The sequence below is a fragment of the Flavobacteriales bacterium genome (genome assembly GCA_025210805.1).
In the GTDB taxonomy this organism is placed as follows: Bacteria; Bacteroidota; Bacteroidia; order Flavobacteriales; family CAJXXR01; genus JAOAQX01.
This window is the reverse complement of record JAOAQX010000007.1, coordinates 35,976-55,662: the sequence shown is the minus strand read 5'-3', so window position 1 is coordinate 55,662 and position 19,687 is coordinate 35,976. Positions and strand designations below refer to the sequence as shown.

The window sequence follows — 19,687 nt, the reverse complement described above, 5'->3', positions numbered from 1 at the left end:
TTAATCTTTTTTTCTTAGAAATCTCCAAAGCTAAGTCCTATTTGAAAAGGGTATTGATTTCTTAGTCCAGATTCACTTTTACTAAAGACTTCGTTTAGTCGGAATTTTGTTTCTAGATAAACGCCTTTTACTCCTGCTTTAAATATCAAGCCACCATAAAAAGAGTTTGTTGACCAGTTAGATTTCCATTTATCCTTATTTCCGTCATTATACCTAACAACTTGTTTAGACCTAAGAACCAAACCTCCATAAACCCCAGCTGATACGATAAACTTATGCTTATCATTAAATTTATGAGAAATGGTAAGAGGAATATCTAAGGTACTTTGGTTAAAACGAGATAATGTGGCTTTTTGATCACTTTTTATTTTTGTAAATCGAACTCCATATATCGGATCGTGAGCCATTCTATAATTATCGTTATCTATACGGTAATTTGTGGTGTTATACACAAGTCCAAGATCGATACTCGTTTTTTCATTTTTAAAATACATCGGGTAGGCTAAACCTATCTTAAAATACATGGATTTACCTGCATCAAATATATTTGAATGATTCCCATTTGTGATCCAATTATTCCATCCAAAACCAATAGGTACTTTTAGGTTTGATGCCCAATGATTTTCATGAATAAGCACTCCATTATTTGCTATTGTGTCATGTTCTATATTCCATTCTGCTGTTTTACCAGGAGTTGCCATTGCTTCGAGCATCAGACTTACTTTATTTGCAGATTTATTGATCGCTTTATTTTTTCGCTTTTCACTTTCTACTTTTGTAATTGTTCCAGCTTCAAATTGTTTTTGAATTTTTAGGATTTTTCTTTCTAATAATTTAGATTCCTTATCCATTACGGCTTTCACAAGTCGTGGCGATTTGATAAGATACTTTTGAACTCGATGAATGATCTTTTTTTCTAAATCCTTTTTAATTTCATTAGTAGATTGTGCAAAGGTGGTTTGAGAGGCTACTAATAAAGTAAGAAATAATAAAAGTTTTTTCATGTTTTTTAAATCAATTAATTGTTTCTCAAATATAATATGATTTTTTGTGAAGCACCTTTATTTTTAATGATATATTCTTGAATATCATGTGATATTTCTTCAAAATTTTTATTTTCAAAATAAGAAACGGCCTTGTTTAGTTCATTTTTGTTGATTGTTTTTCCAATATTATTTTCAATGAGATCTTTTGCTTCCTGAAATTTTTCAAAACGGGGCCCAAATATTACAGGTGTTTCATACACTATAGCTTCTAGTGTATTGTGAATCCCATTTCCAAAACCACCACCGATATAGGCAATGTTTCCCCAACGGTAGAGGTATTTGAGCATTCCGATAGTGTCGATAATCAATACTTGAGCTGTGGCTAATTGTTCCTTTGTTGGATGATGAGAATAAAACAACGGTTGATGTTCAGAGAAAATTTGACGAATTTTATCTAAATGTCCAATATGAATTTCGTGTGGGGCAAGAACTATTTTCCATTTCGGATTTGTTTTTAGAAATACCTGAAGTTCTTTTTCGTCTTCCTCCCAAGTGGAACCCGCTATGAGAATGTTAGCTTTTCTGTTTTGTGTAAAATCGTCTAGTATTGTGTTAGAAAATGGAGTTTTAGCTATTTTAAGAACACGATCTAAGCGTGTGTCTCCCACAATTTTTGCTTCGGATATTCCTATTTGTTTGAGTAATTCCAAAGACTGTTGGTTTTGTACAAAAAAATAGGAAACATACTTTAGAATTTTACGATACCAAGCTCCATAAGATTTAAAAAAGAGCTGATTTTCTCTAAAAATTGCAGAAACCAGATAAATAGGAACCTGTTTTTTATACAAGCTTTGAAAGAGATTTGGCCAAAATTCATATTTGACAAAAAAAGCCATTTCTGGAGCTAATGAATTCACAAACCAATTGGTTTGTGATCTAGAATCTAAGGGAAGATAAGTGACCCAATCTGCAAGTGGATGATTTTTGCATTTTTCATAACCTGATGGAGAAAAAAAGCTTAAAATAATCTTTTTATCAGGATAATTTTCTTTTAATGCTTCAAGAACAGGAAGTCCTTGTTCAAATTCTCCCAAACTAGAACAGTGGAATAGAATTCCTCCTTGTAGATTCTTGAAAAAGATTTCATCTTTTTGATAGAGTTCTTTTCTTCCTGTTGTCCATAGCTTCGCTTTAGGATGCCAAATGGCTAAGATTTTCATTAGAAAACCATATAAGAAAATCCCTATCTGATAAAGGAATTTCATAGACTAATAGTAATAATATTTGTCTTTTCTTTTTCCATAGATAGGAAGAATCCATCCAAAACGGAGTCCAACAGAGAAATCAAATTGAGAACCCTCTATTTTTGTCTGATTTTTATAATCGTAGCCTCTTAGATTAGTCGTGAAGCCTTCTGTAAATTCCAATGAAATATGAAAGTTAACTTTTTTGTTATTACTCAAGTTTACATAACCAATCGATTGGTAAAGGCTTAATCCACCCGAAAGTTTGTCGTATCCTTTGGTGATTTCCTCATTGAGAATAACGACTCTTTCATCAAGATCTTCTATCTTGATTTTATCCCAAACATATCCTGCCCCAAACTGTACCCATAAACCAGAATTGATATTTGGAGAAAAGGAGAGCGGAAGAATTTTTCCTACCTGAGCCATGATATTCATTCCTCTTTTTTGGTAATCCACAATTCCTAGCCCACCCTGATTATCAATGGGTCCACCTTCAGTGGTGTTTAGGTCGCCAAGAAGATTTTCTACATCATTAATTTCAGATCCTACATAGTTTTGAACCTGTAATCCATAAGTGAAATTATTTGCTGTTTTACGATAGAATGCGACATTGATAGAAAAACTATTCCCATAACGATCAGCCAAATCACCCACTGGGATTTGAAAACTTCCAGAACCTTCTATCATGGAAACAGAAATGGAAGTATCTGGAGCCATTTGGGCATAGGAAAACAAAGAGCTGAGTAGGGTAAATAATAATAGAATTTTTCTAAATAGCATAATCTTACGTTTTGGAAGAAACGAATTTATGGAATGTTTTTGAGAAAGAAGTTTTGGGAGGAAGTATGGATAGACGTTTTTTAATAAACATTAATGATTTTTGGCTTAACTGGGAAGTGATTTCTTTGGAGAGAAACGGAAAAGAAGTTGTATCGAGAACTTTTTTGATTATCGTATGCTATTCTCGATAAAATTTTTGACTCCATTGCATTTCATCAAAAACCACTCGAACTGACAAAAGCGATACAATTTTTATATCTCTGTCAGTTCGAGTGATTTCTTTGGAGAGAAACGGAAAAGAAGTTGTATCGAGAACTTACACTAATCCCTGTTTTTCCATTTTTCTGAAGGCCGCAAAGCTGATCATTCTTTGTTCTTTTTCATCCCATAGATGGTTAAAAACACAAGAAAGACTTTCTGAGAAAGTAAGTGTATTTACATACTTATTCAAAATAGGGTTTTCTTCAGAACATTTGATAAGGTTATAGTTCGGAATTCGAGAATTTAGGTGATGAATATGGTGATACCCGATATTTCCTGTAAGCCAATTAAAGATCTTCGGTAATTTATAAAAAGAGCTTCCTCTTATTGCCGAGATTACATAGTTCCAGTTCTTTTTCCATTGTTTGTAAGTGAATTCATGTTGATGTTGTACATAGAAGAACCACAAAGCAATAACGGCATAGATGGCAAAAATAGGCAGTTGAACTTTAAGAAAATCCCAACCTATGAGATAGGTAAGACTTGCATAAAGTGCCACAAGAATAATATTGTTGATGAGTTGCTGTCTTTTTGTTTTTTCCCAACCTTTTTTCTTGACCATTGGAAAACGCAATGGAACCATAAGGTAGTAGCTCAAGCCAAGAATAAAAAGAATAAAAGGATTACGATACAAGCGATAGAAAAACCTTTGTGATGGATTCTTTTCCTTGTATTCTTCTACAGTAAGTGTATTAATATCTCCTATTTCTCTGTCTTCTAATTGCCCATTGTGTGCATGATGGAAGCTATGAGATCTTGCCCAATATTTATAGGGAAAAGTAGTAAATAAACTGGCAATAAAACCAAGAGTATCGTTATTGTCTTTTTTTGCAAAGAAAGACATGTGTCCGCAATCATGCTGGATAATAAATATTCTTACCAAGAAAAAAGCGGCTAAAAATGCCAAGAAAAAAGTAAGAATCAAAGATACATTCAGGGTATAATACATCAAGACATTGATTGCCAAATAAGGTAAGAATGAATTGAGAATTTGTATCGTTTGTTTCTTTTTGTTAGTTTGTTGGTAAGGCTTCGTTAGTTTTGCCCAGTCTTTTAGTTCCGTAATAATCTGTTGGTCTGTAATTCCATCAAGATTCGGGGCGGCTATCTGGTTTTTCTTTTGTCGGACTGGCTTCTTTTGAGCAGTCTCTGCCACACTTTGACTCATAGATATCGATTTTAAGAGTACAAATTTATTCTTTTATCAGACGAAATACATGATATATAACAGGTTTTTCTTTTGAAAACCTTTTCTATTTTGGTTTTCACCAATATATTTGTTCAATAATGTGCTTTTTGATACAGTCAAAAAAAAACGCAATAAATACATTTTTAGTGTTAATTAATCGATTTGTATCGGTATAAAGTTCTTCAGAGGAAAATGAAAACAGTTTTGATTATTGGGATGGTTTTCCCAGAACCAAATACCACGGCCGCAGGGAGTAGAATGATCCAGCTGATTTCTGAGTTTCAGAAGAGAAATTATCGCTTAATTTTTGCCACCACTGCAAGTCTTTCTGAGTTTAGTTTCGATCTTGAATCTATAGGGGTTTCCTGTTATTCTATTCTTTTAAACGATTCTTCTTTTGATACTTTTTTAGAAAAAAACAATCCAGATATTGTACTATATGATCGTTTTGTGATGGAGGAACAATTTGGATGGCGAGTGCGCAAAAAATTGCCTCTGGCATTAGAAATATTGGATACCGAAGATTTTCATGCTTTGAGAAAAACAAGGCAGTTGGCTTATAATAAAGATATTGATTTCAAACTCAAAATGATGGAGAATGAGCCCATTTGTTATAGAGAAATTGCTTCTATTTTAAGGGTAGATTTTTCTTTGATAATCTCTCGTTTTGAAATGGATTTATTGAGGAATCATTTTCAAATTTCTGAAGAAAAATGCTGTTATCTTCCTTTTTTTGAAACGCAAGAAATTCCGCAATCAGTTATTCCATGGGAAGCTAGAAAAGATTTTTTTACGATCGGAAATTTGCAACATGCGCCCAATGTCGCTTCAGTTGAATATGTTTATCACAAAATATGGAAAGGAATAAAAACAGGACTTCCTGAGGTACGCTTTTTAGCTTACGGAGCTTATAGTCCGCCCAGAATTCAACAACTTCATCAAGCCAAAAAAGGATTTGAAATAGTGGGGCAAGCTCCAGATTTGACTTCTGTTTTTCAACAAGGAAAAGTACTTCTAGCACCTTTGCCTTTTGGTGCAGGGATTAAAGGGAAAATTAAAGAGGCAATGCGTTTTGGAGTTCCTATAGTCACCAATACTGTTGGGGCAGAATCGATGGGTGATGAACTCGAAAATTGGGCAGGTTTTATTACCGATTCTCCACAAGAGATGATACATCAGGCTATTGAGCTGTATAAAAATCAAAATCTTTGGGAAGAAAAAAGTAAAATTGGAAAAGAACTGTTTCAAAAACTCTATCAAAATCCTCAGTATTTTGAGTGTTTCTTTGAGCGTATTGCCCTTGGAAAACGTACTTCAAAAACGAGCTTCTATCAAAAATTAACTGCCTATCATTCTAACAGGAGTTTGGAGTTTATGTCGAGGTGGATTGAATCAAAAAGCTAGAAAATATGCCTGAGTAATTCCTTTTTGGAGGGATTTATATGGATTTTTCATTTCTAGTTCAGATATCAAATACGATAAAGTAATACCGTTTATGGTGTTGGTTTACTCACTGTCATAATCCCTCCCGAAATATTGGGACAAGCTATTCGAAGGAGTAAGGGGATGTTACACAAATAAATATCGCCCATAAAAAGAAACTAAGGAAATGCTATTCGATTATGAAACAAGATGCAACATCCCCCTTACCCCCTTCAAAGGGGGATTTTAATTCCAGAGCTTGTCCTGACTTTTCAGGAGGATTAAGAGATGTTCTACAACGAAAAACTCCGAAAAGAAACAAAATATATGGGTAAATTACATAACTTCTTTAGAAATAATTATTTTATATACAATAGTTGTGTTTTTATCATTAACCTTGTCTGTTTGATTTTTTTTTAATAATGAGTTTAAGGCATTGATTTAAAAAATGTTTTAAAAAAAATGAAAATCAAATAGAGTTAAATATTAATTTAAACTATTACTAATTATGAAGAACTTTAGAAACGTAACGGTTGTACTGTTTTGTACAATTTTTTTCTCATTTTTATCATCTTGTGATAAAGATACGGTAAATGAGGATGGAGGAACTACCGATCCTATTCACTATTCAACAACCATCAGGCATATTGTGTTGTTTAAATATAAAGACAGCGTAACAGATGGGGAAAAGAACCAAGTTATTGAGAAGTTTTTGGCATTAAAAGAAAGTAAAAAAGATGGTAAAAAGTATATCCGAGACATAGAATACGGCTATCAGAACAGTAAAGAAGGCGTGTCAAAAGGGTATGAAATAGCATTTTTTGTTACATTCAATTCATTGTCAGATAGAGATTACTATGTGGGAAAACCCTTTATTACAGAAATGGGTAAATACGATCAAGCTCATGATGATTTTAAGGCTTTTGTAGGACCTTTATTAGCAGAAGAAAATGGGGTGTTAGTTTATGATTATACAGCAGTTAAATAACTAAATGGTATTCCCCAATGTTTAATCCCTTTTATCACATAGATTTACGATGTGATAAAAGGGATTTTGTTTTGTATAAAAATGTCAGATTTTCTTAGCCCAATTTTATAAAATTATCGAACTAAAATCCTCCACCGCTTCCGCTATCTCTAAGGTTTCTTTGGCGTACTCCACCACGTCTTTTCTTTTGATTAATACGGTAGGTGAAATTGAGTCTAAATGTTCTTGAATTCCATTGGAAGTCATAATCCATTCTAAAATCAGGACCTTCACTAAAGGCTATTCTTCTTCGGGTATTAAAAATGTCTCTTACAGAAAATGCAATGGTAGCTTTGTCTCCAAAAAGATCTTTTGAAACCCCGAAATCTAATGCCATTGCAGGATCTACATCTCCTTGGGTATCTTGTCTTTTTGATCGATAACCAAAAGTAGTTTGAGTAATCCATTTTCTTGGTAAAACATAAGTCATATTCAACCTTCCTTGCCAAGCAAAATTATTGGTAGATAAATCAAGGGTTCTGTGTTCATCAGTATAAGAACCATCTATAGAGCTGTGATATAAATTTGCAGAAGCTCTAAATTTTAATTTCTTAGAAGGATTATAAGATCCTGTGAGCTCTAAACCATAGTTATTTTCTGTTCCGATATTGAAAGGTTTGATAAGTGTTTCAACGTTGTTCCCTGCATTGGGATCTGCCGCTAGTACAATACGGTCTCTTACATCCATAATATGACGATAGTACGCACTTGCCATAAAACTACCTTTTTCCCAGTAATTTAAAAAAGTAAGTTCTCCCACATGACTATAACTTGGGTCTAACTCAGGATTTCCTACAAAAAGATTTCTTTCACTGGCAAAAGAGAAAAAGGGCATCAAACTCCAGGCTCTGGGTCTATCAATTCTTTTACTATAACTCAGTTGCCAAGAAGTTTGTTCGCTCGCTTTGTAAGAAAGGTGAGCAGATGGGAATAAGTTTGTGTAAGTTCTTGGAGTGCTTTTATTGCTTAGTTTAAAAATACTTTCAATATCCGAATGCTCCATTCTAAGTCCTACTTGATAACCCAGTTTTTCATTTTCTGGTAACAATTGTCCTGAGACGATTCCATAGGCAGCATAAACTTTTTGGCGGTAAGCCAGTTTATCATAAAAACCATTAATAATTTTCCAATCACCATTTTTTTGTTGCTCACTCACTTTGTAGTTAACATCAATACTCAGGTCTGTAGCTTTTGCTCCAGTTTCCATTTTGAGTCTTTCAGAAAAAGGACGAATATAGTCTATCTGGAAAAGCCAATTATCTTGGTTTTCATCATTGATAGACTGTTGTAGTTGAGAACGATTTTTATTGGTCGTAAGAAAGTTTACATCTTGAGTGATTGTTCCATTTTCATCTTCAAAATCTTTTGAAAACTGGAGTTGCGCGGTGAGTCTTTCGCCTTTGATTTTTCCTTTATGATGAAAGTTTGCATTAAAATCCATCCCCAAAAGATCCTCCAGGTCGTGGAGTTTTCTGTGTGTTTGACTGATCTGCGTATTGTTATTGTTAAAATCTCTGATATTTCTTTCATTGGTATCATCTCCTTTTCCGCCAGAAACCATACCTGAAAAAGTAAGGTTTGTTCTGTCTGAAATGGCATAATCAAAACCAGCTCTTGCCATAAATCTCATAGATTTATTGTCGTCCTCAGAGCGTGTTTTTGTAGTAAAGGTAGTATCTGTTCCAAATTTTGAGTATTTGAATTCTCCCGTTCCTTGTCTAGCTCTCTGGTTATAGCTTAATCCTGCAAAATAGTTTATTTTTTTCCTTTTGAAATTCAGATTAATCCCTAATCCATAAGCTGTAGGATAACCAATATTGGTATTGATCACTCCGTTAAAACCTTTTCTTTTTTCTTTTTTGAGTACAATATTAATAATACCCACCTCTCCACTGGCATCATACCTTGCGGAAGGATTGGTGATTATTTCTACTTTTTCTATCGTTTCTGATGGAATCATTTTTAAAGCATCCGTTCCGTTGATTCCCAAAAGAGAAGAGGGTCTTCCGTTTATCAAAATTCTTACATTTTCACTTCCTCTAAGGCTTACAGCTCCTTCCACGTCTACATTTACAGAAGGAATATTTCCTAAAACCTCTGAAGCCGAAGCACCTTTATTTGTTACATCTTTTCCTACGGTGAATTCTCTACGATCTACCTTGAGGCTCATTTGATCTTTTTCGGCAGTGAGTTCTACTTCAGATAAGGTCTCTTTAGATTCTTGAAGTGTTATTTTTCCCAAATTTAGATGCCCATTTAGTTCAATTTTCTTCACATAATTATCAAAGCTTAAAAACTGAATTTCTAAGATATAATTCCCCTTTTTTGCCATTAGTGCAAATTTCCCCATTTCATCACTGGTGGTTCCTTTGATAATTTTATGGGTATTAGGTTCCTTGATAACAACTGAGGCATAAGGAAGTGATTCTTGAGAAGAAGCCTCCAATACCTGACCAGAAATACGAAACTGTTGAGCAAATAAAGCGCTGCAACTTAAAAGAGTAAATACAAAGAGAAATAATGCTTTTCTCATAAAATAAAATTTTGATGGTTGGGTTTTGAATAATTCACAAAAGTATTGTATTCCCTTTTTCTATGAATTTTTCTGAGAGTGAATAATAGTTAATAATTCTACGAATAGAAATCAATTAAAAAATATCAACCCTTGAGATCCATGCTTAAATTATCCAAGATAGTACCTTTGTCATCCATTAACACCATAAATGGTATAAAAAACCCTATCATAAAATGAGTAAAAGAACCATTTGGATCACCGGAGCGAGTTCTGGAATAGGACAAGCTCTTGTAAAAACTTTAGACCCTAATAAATTTCGATTTGTCGTTTCTGCCAGAAGAAAAGCCCGTTTAGAAGATCTTAAAAACAGTTTGCCAAAACATGATTTAGAAATTATTGAGCTAGATATTAGAGATAAAAAAGCGGTATTTGAAGCCGTAGAGAATTATGGTAAAAAAGTAGATGTTTTAGTGAATAATGCAGGTTTAGCAGCAGGATATGATGATTTCCAAGACGCCGATTTAGCAGACTGGGAGCAAATGATTGATACCAATGTAACAGGTTTGTTATATATGAGTAAAGCGATTTTACCGTGGATGCCTAAAAAAGAAAATGCTCATATTATCAATATAGATTCTACAGCAGGAAAAGAGGTTTACCCAAAAGGAAATGTATATTGTGCTACAAAACATGCGGTAGATGCCATTAGTAAAGGAATGCGGTTAGACTTAGTGAAGGAAGGAATAAAAGTAACCAATATCTGCCCGGGGATGGTAAATACTGAGTTTTCAAAAGTACGCTTCCATGGTGATCAAGAAAAAGCGGATCAAGTCTATCAAGGATTTAAAGAACTGCAAGCAGAAGATATTGCTCAATGCATTGATTTTGCCTTAAATTTACCGGCTCATATTTGTATAAATGACTTAGTGGTAACTGCCACAGCTCAGGCAAACTCTTATATTACCCACAGAGAGTAATATTTTGAGGAAGCATTGTTCATTTCATGAGGAAAGCATCTCTAAGAATGGATTCCTGAAAGATATCTTAAATTTGTTTTGCAATACAATCTCAAATGCAGAGTAGAGAACACCTTTTTCACACTTCCGTAGAATTCCTAAAGGGAATAGGAGCCAAAAGAGCCCAACTTTTGGCAGCAGCTTTCGGTGTTCGAAAGTATAAGGATCTATTACAGTTTTTTCCAAGTAAATATATAGACAAAACTCAGTTTTTCCATATCAATGAGTTGGTCAATTCGGGTGCTGAAGTACAGATAAAGGGAAAAATAACAGCCATTTTCGAAGAAGGTAGTGGTAGAAAAAAACGCCTTAAAGCAGAATTTGAAGACGACACAGGAAGCATGAGTCTTACTTGGTTTCAAGGAATCAATTTTGTAAAAAGTAAAATTAAAATAGGGAAACACTATCTCATTTTTGGTAAACCCAAGCTATTTAACCACGAATGGCAAATGATGCATCCTCAAATAGAGGAGCTCACAGAAGGAAATGATAAATTTCGGGCAGGATTACAAGCCATTTATCCCAGTTCCGAAAAACTAAAAAAATCGGGGTTTAGCAGTCTTGTTATTAGCAAAAGTATCTACGGACTTTTGGAACAAATTCATCCTTACCTCTATGAAAATCTTCCTTCTTATATCGTGAGAGAACAAAAGTTCTTGAGTAGAAAAGCGGCTCTTTTTCATATTCATCATCCCAAAAGTCAAAGACATTTAGCAGAAGCAAAAAGAAGACTCATTTTTGAAGAATTTTATTTTCAACAATTAGTTCTTTTGCTCAAAAAAATCAGTAACAAAAAGAAAAATACTTCATTCGTTTTTGAAAAAGTGGGTGCCCATTTCAATCATTTTTTTAAAAATATTCTTCCTTTCCAGCTTACAGGAGCGCAACAAAGAGTTTTGAAGGAAATTCATCAAGACATGAAATCGGGGCAGCAAATGAACCGCATGGTTCAAGGAGATGTAGGAAGCGGAAAAACCATTGTGGCACTCATGAGTATGCTTTTGGCTTTGGATAATGATTTCCAAGCAACACTTATGGCTCCCACAGAGATTTTGGCTCAACAGCATTATCAGTCTATAAAGGAAATGCTGGAAACTACCGATATTCATGTGAGAATCCTTACAGGATCTACCAAAACTAAGGAAAGGCGAGAAATAGATGAAGGCCTGAGAGATGGAAGTATTCATATTTTGGTAGGAACTCATGCCATTTTGGAAGATAAAGTAGTTTTTAAGAACTTAGGAATTTCCGTTATCGATGAGCAACATCGTTTTGGTGTAGCTCAAAGAGCCAAAATGTGGAAAAAAAACACCAAACCTCCCCATATTCTCATCATGACCGCCACGCCTATTCCACGTACTTTGGCAATGAGTCATTATGGAGATTTGGATCTCTCGGTTATTGATGAGCTTCCGCCAGGAAGAAAAGAAATTGTGACCAGACATTTTAAAGAAAATAGACGTTTGGAAGTCATTCAGTTTATCCGAAAAGAAATAGCCAAAGGAAGACAGGTTTATATTGTATATCCCTTAATTGAGGAAAACGAAAAAATGGATTTTGCCAATCTTCAAAAAGGTTTTGAAGCCATTATTAGAGATTTTCCAGCACCAGATTATAGCGTAAGTATTGTTCATGGGAAAATGAAAGCCAGTGACAAAGAGCGTGAAATGAATGAATTTGCCGAGGGAAAAACCGATATTATGGTGGCAACTACGGTGATAGAAGTAGGGGTAAACGTTCCCAATGCTTCCGTAATGATTATTGAAAGTGCCGAACGCTTCGGACTTTCTCAACTCCATCAACTTAGGGGAAGAGTGGGGCGAGGAAGTGAGCAAAGTTATTGTTTACTCATGACGGGTTATAAATTGAGCAAAGACACGCAGTTCCGTATGAAAACAATGGTAGAAACCAACGACGGTTTTAAAATATCGGAAGCCGATCTCACTCTTCGAGGGCCAGGAGATTTGATGGGTACGCGCCAAAGTGGAATGATGGATTTTAAAATTGCCAGCTTAATAAAGAATAGAGAAGAATTGCAAATGGCACGTCAATACGCCATTAAAAGCCTTGAAAAAGATCATAACCTCAGCTTAGCCATTCACGAAATGACCCGAAAATATTTAATTGAATCTTATAAAAAGATCATAGGCTGGAGCCAGATTTCTTAGATGACACAAATTGACACAGCTCCATTTTACCTTTGTCTCAACAAAAGGCAAAGACTATGGAAACAATTTGGCAAAACATCACACTTTCAAGATTAGAAAAGCTAGAGCTTTATGGAGGTATCCGTGTAAAAACTCAAGAAGAAAATGGGAAAATAAGAATCAAAGCAGAACAGATGAATCTCCGAATTGGTTTTCGTACTGAGACAAGCATTTTAGATTTATTACAGAAGGCTTTCCGATATGAAAACCTACCCAACAGTATCCGTTTCGAAATAAAGACCTACCAACCCCGCACTCAATTCATTGATAAAAAATGGCTTTTTGATCAACTGGATAAGTTTCAACTTAGTCTTCAAGATCTCCTTCAATCTCTCAAAATAACTTGGGAACAGGTTCAGGATTTCTTTAGAAACCCTAAGGGATTTCCAAAGCTTAGAACCATTTTATTCAAATATTTCTATTTCTTGGAGAAAAGCACGGATTAAACATATTGATTATTTTTCCTACCTAAATTATATAGAAAGCTTAAAATTATCACAACCTATAATACAGCTTAATTGAGTTTTAATTTATTGTAATTCCTTTTTTTACAAAAGATTAGAAAAAACATGAATCTACAAATGTCTTTTCGTATCCATAGATTGGTGTAGAATACGAAGAACTAAATAATATTCACTTTCCTCTTTCAAAATAACTCGGTGTTTTTTAACGAGGTAAAAATAATATTTAAAATTCTGTTTTTTGATGATATGTTCAGTTCTTTAACAAAGAAATCATTAATACCTATTTGTTCAAATGAGGACTCAATAAAAAGGGTATATTTTTTAGCTTGTTCTGCTCCCCAGTTTTCTAAGGTGTATTTAAACACATTTTGTAAATCATTGATAGCTTTTACAGATAAACGAAATAGCTTAGGCATTTTGTTCATTGTTTTTAGCTTCTTGATACATGTTATTTATGAATCCCTTAATGTCTGTTATTTCCGAGATACCACTTTCTTCACCCTCTTTTATGGCTTCTAACAGTAGCTTTTCTTCTTTTTCTTCTTCTTCTCGTAATTCAGAAATTTTATTGAAAATAATCCGTTGGCTTTCTTGAGATAGAGAGGACAAACGCTCAAAAAAATCATTTTTATCAATATCTAATGCATACATACTTACAGTATTTAGAGTTTTCATAGTGCATTGTTGAGTATCACTATGATACTATCAAAATTACGGAAAATTTATTTGTATCACTTACGGTGTTAATTTACACACTGAAAAGTCTTCCCGGTATTTCGGGATGGAAAGGGAGATGTTCTACAACTAAATACCTCGAAAAAGAAACGAAAACTCATGGGTAAATGAACACTGTAATCGGTATTATTTGCTTTTATAAACTATTTAATAATAATCCCCAAAACTTTCCTAATTTTGCCAAAAAATAGGAACAGATGTTTGAAAATAAAGATACCAACCTGACAACGATAGGATCTTTGGGTGAATTTAAACTCATAGATCATCTTACCAAAAACTTTCAAAATCAAAACAAAAGCACACTCAAGGGAATAGGAGATGATGCAGCTGTGATTAATTGTGGTACCGAAAAAATGGTTGTTTCCACGGATCTTTTGGTAGAAGGCGTACATTTTGATTTAAGTTATGCTCCACTCAAACACTTAGGATATAAAGCAGTTGCAGTAAATGTTTCTGACATCTGTGCAATGAATGCCAAGCCCACGCAAATTACCGTTTCTATTGCCGTTTCTAGTCGCTTCTCTGTAGAAGCTTTAGAGGCTTTATATGAAGGAATTCGATTAGCATGTAAGCATTTTCAGGTAGATTTAGTGGGTGGAGACACCTCTTCTTCTCTATCAGGGATGATGATTTCTGTTACCGCCATAGGAAAAGTATCCGACACACAAATAACTTACCGTTCTGGAGCTCAGGAAAATGATTTAATCGTTGTTTCGGGAGATCTTGGAGGTGCTTATATGGGTTTACAACTTCTTGAAAGAGAGAAAGAAGTGTTTAAGGTAAATCCTAATATGCAACCACAGTTAAATGAAGAAGATTCCTATCTACTGGAAAGACAATTGAAACCCGAGGCTCGTTTAGACATCATTGATTTACTTGCAAAAATGGAAATCAAGCCACACGCCATGATCGATGTTTCTGATGGACTTTCGTCTGATTTACTTCATATTTGTACACAATCTAAGGTAGGATGTAGAATTTATGAAAATAAAATCCCAATGGACCCTACTTTAATACACAAGTCTGAGGAATTTCAAATTCACCCGCTTACACCCGCACTCAATGGGGGAGAAGACTACGAACTTCTTTTTACTATTTCTATGGATGACTTTGAAAAAATAAAAGGAAACCCGCATCTTTCTGTCATCGGACATATTACCGATGAAGCTTCGGGGCATCATATCATTACGAATTCTGAAGAAATTTTACCACTTGTGGCACAAGGATGGAATCATGGAGAGAGTGATTCTGAGTAGAAAAAACTCAAGAAGTTGAGTGGTTTTTGAAAGATTTCTTATCTTGGCATTCAATATCAATACTAGAAACAAAAATGCAGTCTAAAAATCTATTTTCTTTCTTTGTAGGAATTGCACTTGTGGGAACACTGGCTTCTTGCGGTTCTGAGGAATGTGCTACTTGTGAGGTTTATTACACGATGTATAAAACAGATGAACCTAAAAATGTACTCAAAAGAGATACGGTCAAGAATGCAGAATACTGCGGAAAAGAACTTAATGCATTGAACATAAGTCTTACACAAAATACTTATGAAGAGATTAATGGAGTAGTAAGACTGGTGCAAGCCAAGTTTAAATGCGACCCAGAGGTTATCCCTTTATATAAGGATTAAGTCCATTTTTCTTTTAGATGATTTCCTAAAGTCATAAATGCAATAACCAAAAGTAAAATTGCTACGCCGGGTAAGAGAGCCAGATATGCTTTGTCTAGCACAATATATGCATAATGATCCTTGATCATTTTCCCCCAAGAAGGAATGGGACTTTCTACTCCTATACCTAAAAAACTTAAACCAGCTTCCAATAATATAGCGGTAGAGAAATTGGCTGCAGCCAAAATAATAATCGGTTGAAAAACATTGGGCAGAATATGTGAAAACAATATTTTTTGATCACTAACTCCCAGTGTTTGCAGTGCTAGAACATAATCTTTTTCTCTTTCGGATATAATTTTCCCTCTTAAAACACGAGCAATTTCTACCCACATCGTTAATCCAATTGCTAAAAAAACCTGCCACATTCCTTTTCCCAAAGACAAAGTAATGGCTATTGCCAAAAGTAAGGTAGGAATCGACCAAAAAATATTCATAAAACTCACCAAAATTTTATCAATCCAACCCCCATAATATCCAGAAATTAAACCAATAATAATTCCCAAAACGAGAGAAATAAAAACCGCAATAAACCCAGCCATAAGCGAAACTCTACTTCCTAGCACTAAACGACTTAAGTAGTCTCTTCCATAACGGTCTGAGCCAAGGCTATAAGATAAATCCACGATATTTTTTGATAATTCATCATGATATAGATCTTTCTGGAAGAATTTTTTATCGTCAGCTAAGATAAAATTATCGGAAACAGAATAAGATTTGACCTCCAAAAAATCACCCGAAGCCAATTGAATTTTTCTAATACTCGTTCCTGGACTTTGCCCCGCAAAAGCAATATGCATAGTATTGGCATTAGGCGAATTATCAGGAATCCAATAATAAGCCGTAATACTCATCAAGAGTATCGGAATGAGAATTATAAGAGAAAAATACAGCTTAAAATTACTTTTCATAAGACCATTTGAGGGTATAAAGATAAACATTACAATTGGAATCAAAATCACAAAAACAGAGCAACTATGAGTCTATCATAACCAGATTCTTAACAACTATTTCATAATGACATAAAACTCCCTTTCAATAAAATGGTTAAAAAGCAATATTACCCTATCTAAGAATTAAAAAAAAAACTTACTTTTGACTATCATTTTAATTTATAAAAAAGCGATATGCAAGCAAAAATAGATGCATTTATCGAATCCGTAAAAGTTCGAAATGCGCATGAGCCAGAATTTATTCAGGCTGTAACAGAAGTTGCCGAAGCAATTATCCCATTCATAGAAGAAAACCCACAGTACCAAGGAAAACAATTACTGGAGCGTATGGTAGAGCCAGAGCGTGTGATTATGTTTCGTGTACCATGGTTAGATGATGCAGGAAATACGCAAGTAAATCGTGGGTTCCGTATCGAGATGAACTCGGCAATAGGACCATACAAAGGGGGACTTCGTTTTCACCCATCAGTAAACCTTTCTATTTTGAAATTCTTGGCGTTTGAGCAAGTATTCAAAAACTCTTTGACTACTCTTCCTATGGGTGGAGGAAAAGGTGGTTCTGACTTTAACCCAAAAGGAAAATCTGACAATGAAGTAATGAAATTCTGTCAATCATTTATGACAGAGCTTTCACGTCATATTGGAGCAAATACTGATGTTCCTGCTGGAGACATCGGAGTTGGTGGTCGTGAGATCGGTTATCTTTTCGGACAATACAAAAGAATCCGTAATGAATTCACAGGAGTACTTACAGGTAAAGGACTTAACTGGGGTGGATCATTAATTCGTCCTGAAGCTACAGGATACGGAAACGTATATTTTGCGGATGAAATGCTTCAAGCAAATGGAGATTCTTTCAATGGGAAAATAGTAGCTATTTCAGGTTCTGGAAATGTAGCACAATATGCTTGTGAAAAAGCTACAGAACTAGGAGCAAAAGTAGTAACACTTTCAGATTCATCTGGATATATCTATGATGCCAACGGAATCGATGCAGAAAAATTGGCTTTCGTAATGGAGCTTAAAAACGTAAGACGTGGGCGTATTAAAGAATATGCAGACAAATACGGTTGCGAATTCCATGCAGGACAACGTCCTTGGGGTGTAAAATGTGATATTGCATTACCATGTGCTACACAAAACGAACTAGATGGTGAAGAAGCAAAAACATTGGTTGCAAACGGATGTAAAGTAGTTTCTGAAGGTGCGAATATGCCTTCTACACCAGAAGCTGTGGAGGTATTCTTGGAAAACAAAATTCTTTTTGCTCCAGGAAAAGCTTCAAATGCTGGTGGAGTTGCCACATCTGGTCTAGAAATGAGCCAAAACTCATTGAGATACAACTGGACACGTGAGGAAGTAGATACAAAACTTCATAATATCATGAAAGATATTCACGAAGCATGTGTGACTTACGGAAAAAGAAATGATGGATCTATCGACTATGTAAAAGGAGCTAATATTGCAGGTTTCGTTAAAGTAGCAGATTCTATGATTGATCAAGGATTGGTATAATCTATAGACCATTCTTTTATAATACAAAAACCTTTTCCAAATCTTTGGAAAAGGTTTTTTTTATGTGTGTTTTTTATGAATTCTCTAAAGAGAAGCGAAAGAAAATTTTATCGAAACCCCGACACTAAATCAAGATCTTTTTTACTTTTTGGATATTCGCAGGCTCTTTAAAATACTTAAGAATTACTTCCTCAATCATCGGTTTGGGATCCATTTCGCTGTATTCATAGAGGATTAGATTACTCATAAAATCTAAGTATTCTGGGATGTCTATAAACTGTGTGTTTTCCACTGCTAGGGCATCCATAAACTCATAATAATGATCACTTAGTTTTATGGTTCCAGAACTGATGTCCTTATTAATCTTTGGATACAAGTAGAGCAGTTTTCCCATCATATAATCAATGGCATTTCTTTCTTTCATCCTAAAACCTTTTTGTTGGATATTGGCCTCATTAATTGCAAAAAGAAACTGCTTTTTTATATATTTAATCTCTTTATGAAAATCCTTTTCATTCATTTGAAAAATGGAATCTACAAAGTGTTTCTGAATAAAAAAAGCTTTGCTATTGAGGTAATTATTTTCATGCTTTCCTCTTTTTCCTTTATTTCTGATGGTCTTAAAAGGGGTTTTTTCATCAAAAGTCATATACAGACTATCTTTTGGACTCAGGAACAAATTCCACTCAACTTTTCCACAAGAGAGTTTATAATATTGAGCCAAAGTATCTTCAAAATGTAAATGGAAATTTCCTTGTTTATCTAATGGTATTTCGGCGTGTAAACGCCATTCTACTGGGGAAATTTGTTTGAAAAAACGCATTTTTTCTACACTGGCATTCTCTACTTTTCCAGCAAAGGCAATTTGTCTATTGTGTTCTTGAACTGCAGTTTCTGAAACACAGTTTTGTAATAAAAAAACGACAGATAGTGTAATTAAAAAACTAAATAGTCTCATGATTGTGATTTTCTTTTTCTAATATTCCTGATTTATATACTTCTTCTGCTACCAATTCTTGAGCGTTTTTCTTAGAACTGGCTTTGGCTCTAGCCAAAACTTCACCCTCAAGAAGACAGCCTATTTCAAATATTTTTTGATGTTCTAATCCTGTTTCGGAAAGCAAAGCAAATTTGATTTTTTTCTTTTGCTGAGCTGCCATCTCAATAACCTTACTTTTATAGCTAATGATTTCTTCAGGAAGCGTATCTAGATCTACTTCGGTAAGGATAAAATCTTGGATAAATTTTTCGGCCTTTTCATAACCTTTATCAAGATAAATAGCACCGATGAGTGCTTCCATAATATCGCCCATAATTGAGTTCGCTTCTTTTCCTTGAGCCGAAGCTATTGCGAGGTTTTTAAAACCCATTTTGAGCCCTATTTGATTTAGGAATTTCCGATTAACTAATTTGGATCTATAAGAAGTTAAATCTCCTTCTTTTACATGAGGAAAATGATGATAGAGCTGTACGGCTATTACTTGCCCAAGAACGGCATCACCCAAAAACTCTAATCTATCAAGGTTTTCTATGGGGTTCTTGCTTTTTGAAGAATGTGTAAAGGCTTTTTGGTAAAGCATCAAATCATTTGGAGATTCTTCTAGTATGTAAATTAAAAAACTCTCCAAAGAATGATAATTCCTGGGAGAGTTTGTCTCACGGTTTGATTTTTTTCTTCCAAATATTTTTTTCAGAAAGTCA

The 19,687-nt window shown here is 34.4% G+C and carries 19 protein-coding genes; 9 read left to right on the top strand and 10 right to left on the bottom strand.

Going from position 1 to position 19,687, the window contains the following annotated elements:
- Positions 1-14: 14 nt before the first annotated feature.
- From N4A45_04120 to N4A45_04110, 3 genes are read right to left on the bottom strand one after another with little or no spacing between them, the layout of a single operon-like run.
- On the bottom strand, positions 15-1,004 hold the full coding sequence (locus N4A45_04120; protein ID MCT4664404.1) for a PorT family protein: 990 nt from the start codon (positions 1,002-1,004) through the stop codon (positions 15-17).
- Positions 1,005-1,018: 14 nt separating this feature from the next.
- Positions 1,019-2,251, bottom strand: a complete 1,233-nt coding sequence (locus tag N4A45_04115) for a 3-deoxy-D-manno-octulosonic acid transferase (GenBank protein MCT4664403.1) — start codon at positions 2,249-2,251, stop codon at positions 1,019-1,021.
- 3 nt (positions 2,252-2,254) lie between these two features.
- The gene (locus N4A45_04110) at positions 2,255-3,013 is read right to left on the bottom strand and encodes a hypothetical protein (protein MCT4664402.1); all 759 of its coding nucleotides are present in this window, start codon (positions 3,011-3,013) and stop codon (positions 2,255-2,257) included.
- 11 nt (positions 3,014-3,024) lie between these two features.
- Between N4A45_04110 and N4A45_04105 the strand changes: the two genes are divergently transcribed.
- Positions 3,025-3,204: a hypothetical protein gene (locus N4A45_04105; protein ID MCT4664401.1), complete on the top strand. Its 180-nt coding sequence runs from the start codon at positions 3,025-3,027 to the stop codon at positions 3,202-3,204.
- Positions 3,205-3,329: 125 nt separating this feature from the next.
- Here N4A45_04105 and N4A45_04100 read toward each other — a convergent pair whose 3' ends face one another.
- Positions 3,330-4,442, bottom strand: coding sequence for a fatty acid desaturase (locus N4A45_04100; protein MCT4664400.1), 1,113 nt, complete (start codon positions 4,440-4,442; stop codon positions 3,330-3,332).
- A gap of 213 nt (positions 4,443-4,655) precedes the next feature.
- Here N4A45_04100 and N4A45_04095 point away from each other — a divergent pair, with 213 nt between their 5' ends.
- Together N4A45_04095 and N4A45_04090 are read left to right on the top strand one after the other, a co-directional pair.
- A complete protein-coding gene (locus N4A45_04095; protein MCT4664399.1) occupies positions 4,656-5,867 on the top strand; it encodes a glycosyltransferase in 1,212 nt (403 codons plus the stop codon).
- Positions 5,868-6,393: 526 nt separating this feature from the next.
- Positions 6,394-6,873 carry a Dabb family protein gene (locus tag N4A45_04090; protein MCT4664398.1) on the top strand — a complete coding sequence of 160 codons (480 nt, stop codon included), beginning with the start codon at positions 6,394-6,396 and terminating at the stop codon, positions 6,871-6,873.
- Between the two features lie 121 nt (positions 6,874-6,994).
- Here N4A45_04090 and N4A45_04085 read toward each other — a convergent pair whose 3' ends face one another.
- Entirely contained in the window at positions 6,995-9,445 is a 2,451-nt protein-coding gene (locus tag N4A45_04085; protein ID MCT4664397.1) for a TonB-dependent receptor family protein, read from the bottom strand.
- 215 nt (positions 9,446-9,660) lie between these two features.
- Here N4A45_04085 and N4A45_04080 point away from each other — a divergent pair, with 215 nt between their 5' ends.
- The 3 genes from N4A45_04080 (at position 9,661) to N4A45_04070 (ending at position 13,096) form a co-directional block, all read left to right on the top strand.
- A complete protein-coding gene (locus N4A45_04080; protein MCT4664396.1) occupies positions 9,661-10,404 on the top strand; it encodes an SDR family NAD(P)-dependent oxidoreductase in 744 nt (247 codons plus the stop codon).
- Between the two features lie 95 nt (positions 10,405-10,499).
- A complete protein-coding gene (gene recG / locus N4A45_04075) occupies positions 10,500-12,611 on the top strand; it encodes an ATP-dependent DNA helicase RecG (protein ID MCT4664395.1) in 2,112 nt (703 codons plus the stop codon).
- A 56-nt stretch (positions 12,612-12,667) separates the two neighbouring features.
- A complete protein-coding gene (locus N4A45_04070) occupies positions 12,668-13,096 on the top strand; it encodes a hypothetical protein (GenBank protein ID MCT4664394.1) in 429 nt (142 codons plus the stop codon).
- Positions 13,097-13,296: 200 nt separating this feature from the next.
- On the opposite strand, the gene N4A45_04065 is transcribed toward N4A45_04070, so the two are convergent.
- Together N4A45_04065 and N4A45_04060 are read right to left on the bottom strand one after the other, a co-directional pair.
- A complete protein-coding gene (locus N4A45_04065; protein ID MCT4664393.1) occupies positions 13,297-13,530 on the bottom strand; it encodes a type II toxin-antitoxin system RelE/ParE family toxin in 234 nt (77 codons plus the stop codon).
- Positions 13,523-13,789 carry a hypothetical protein gene (locus N4A45_04060; GenBank protein MCT4664392.1) on the bottom strand — a complete coding sequence of 89 codons (267 nt, stop codon included), beginning with the start codon at positions 13,787-13,789 and terminating at the stop codon, positions 13,523-13,525. Before N4A45_04060 ends, N4A45_04065 begins: the two co-directional genes overlap by 8 nt.
- Before the next feature lie 257 nt (positions 13,790-14,046).
- Here N4A45_04060 and thiL point away from each other — a divergent pair, with 257 nt between their 5' ends.
- Both thiL and N4A45_04050 read left to right on the top strand, forming a co-directional pair.
- Entirely contained in the window at positions 14,047-15,105 is a 1,059-nt protein-coding gene (thiL, locus tag N4A45_04055; protein ID MCT4664391.1) for a thiamine-phosphate kinase, read from the top strand.
- A 74-nt stretch (positions 15,106-15,179) separates the two neighbouring features.
- Positions 15,180-15,479 (top strand): hypothetical protein, encoded by a 300-nt coding sequence (locus N4A45_04050; GenBank protein ID MCT4664390.1) that lies wholly within the window; start codon positions 15,180-15,182, stop codon positions 15,477-15,479.
- On the opposite strand, the gene N4A45_04045 is transcribed toward N4A45_04050, so the two are convergent.
- Entirely contained in the window at positions 15,476-16,429 is a 954-nt protein-coding gene (locus N4A45_04045; protein MCT4664389.1) for an ABC transporter permease, read from the bottom strand. The genes N4A45_04050 and N4A45_04045 overlap by 4 nt on opposite strands.
- Positions 16,430-16,645: 216 nt before the next feature.
- On the opposite strand from N4A45_04045, the gene gdhA reads away from it, so the two are divergent.
- Complete coding sequence (gene gdhA / locus N4A45_04040) at positions 16,646-17,986, top strand: NADP-specific glutamate dehydrogenase (GenBank protein MCT4664388.1); 1,341 nt, start codon at positions 16,646-16,648, stop codon at positions 17,984-17,986.
- 124 nt (positions 17,987-18,110) lie between these two features.
- On the opposite strand, the gene N4A45_04035 is transcribed toward gdhA, so the two are convergent.
- Together N4A45_04035 and rnc are read right to left on the bottom strand one after the other, a co-directional pair.
- Entirely contained in the window at positions 18,111-18,944 is an 834-nt protein-coding gene (locus N4A45_04035) for a hypothetical protein (GenBank protein ID MCT4664387.1), read from the bottom strand.
- The gene (gene rnc, locus N4A45_04030) at positions 18,931-19,614 is read right to left on the bottom strand and encodes a ribonuclease III (protein ID MCT4664386.1); all 684 of its coding nucleotides are present in this window, start codon (positions 19,612-19,614) and stop codon (positions 18,931-18,933) included. The genes N4A45_04035 and rnc overlap by 14 nt, the downstream gene beginning before the upstream one ends.
- Positions 19,615-19,687 lie beyond the last annotated feature (73 nt).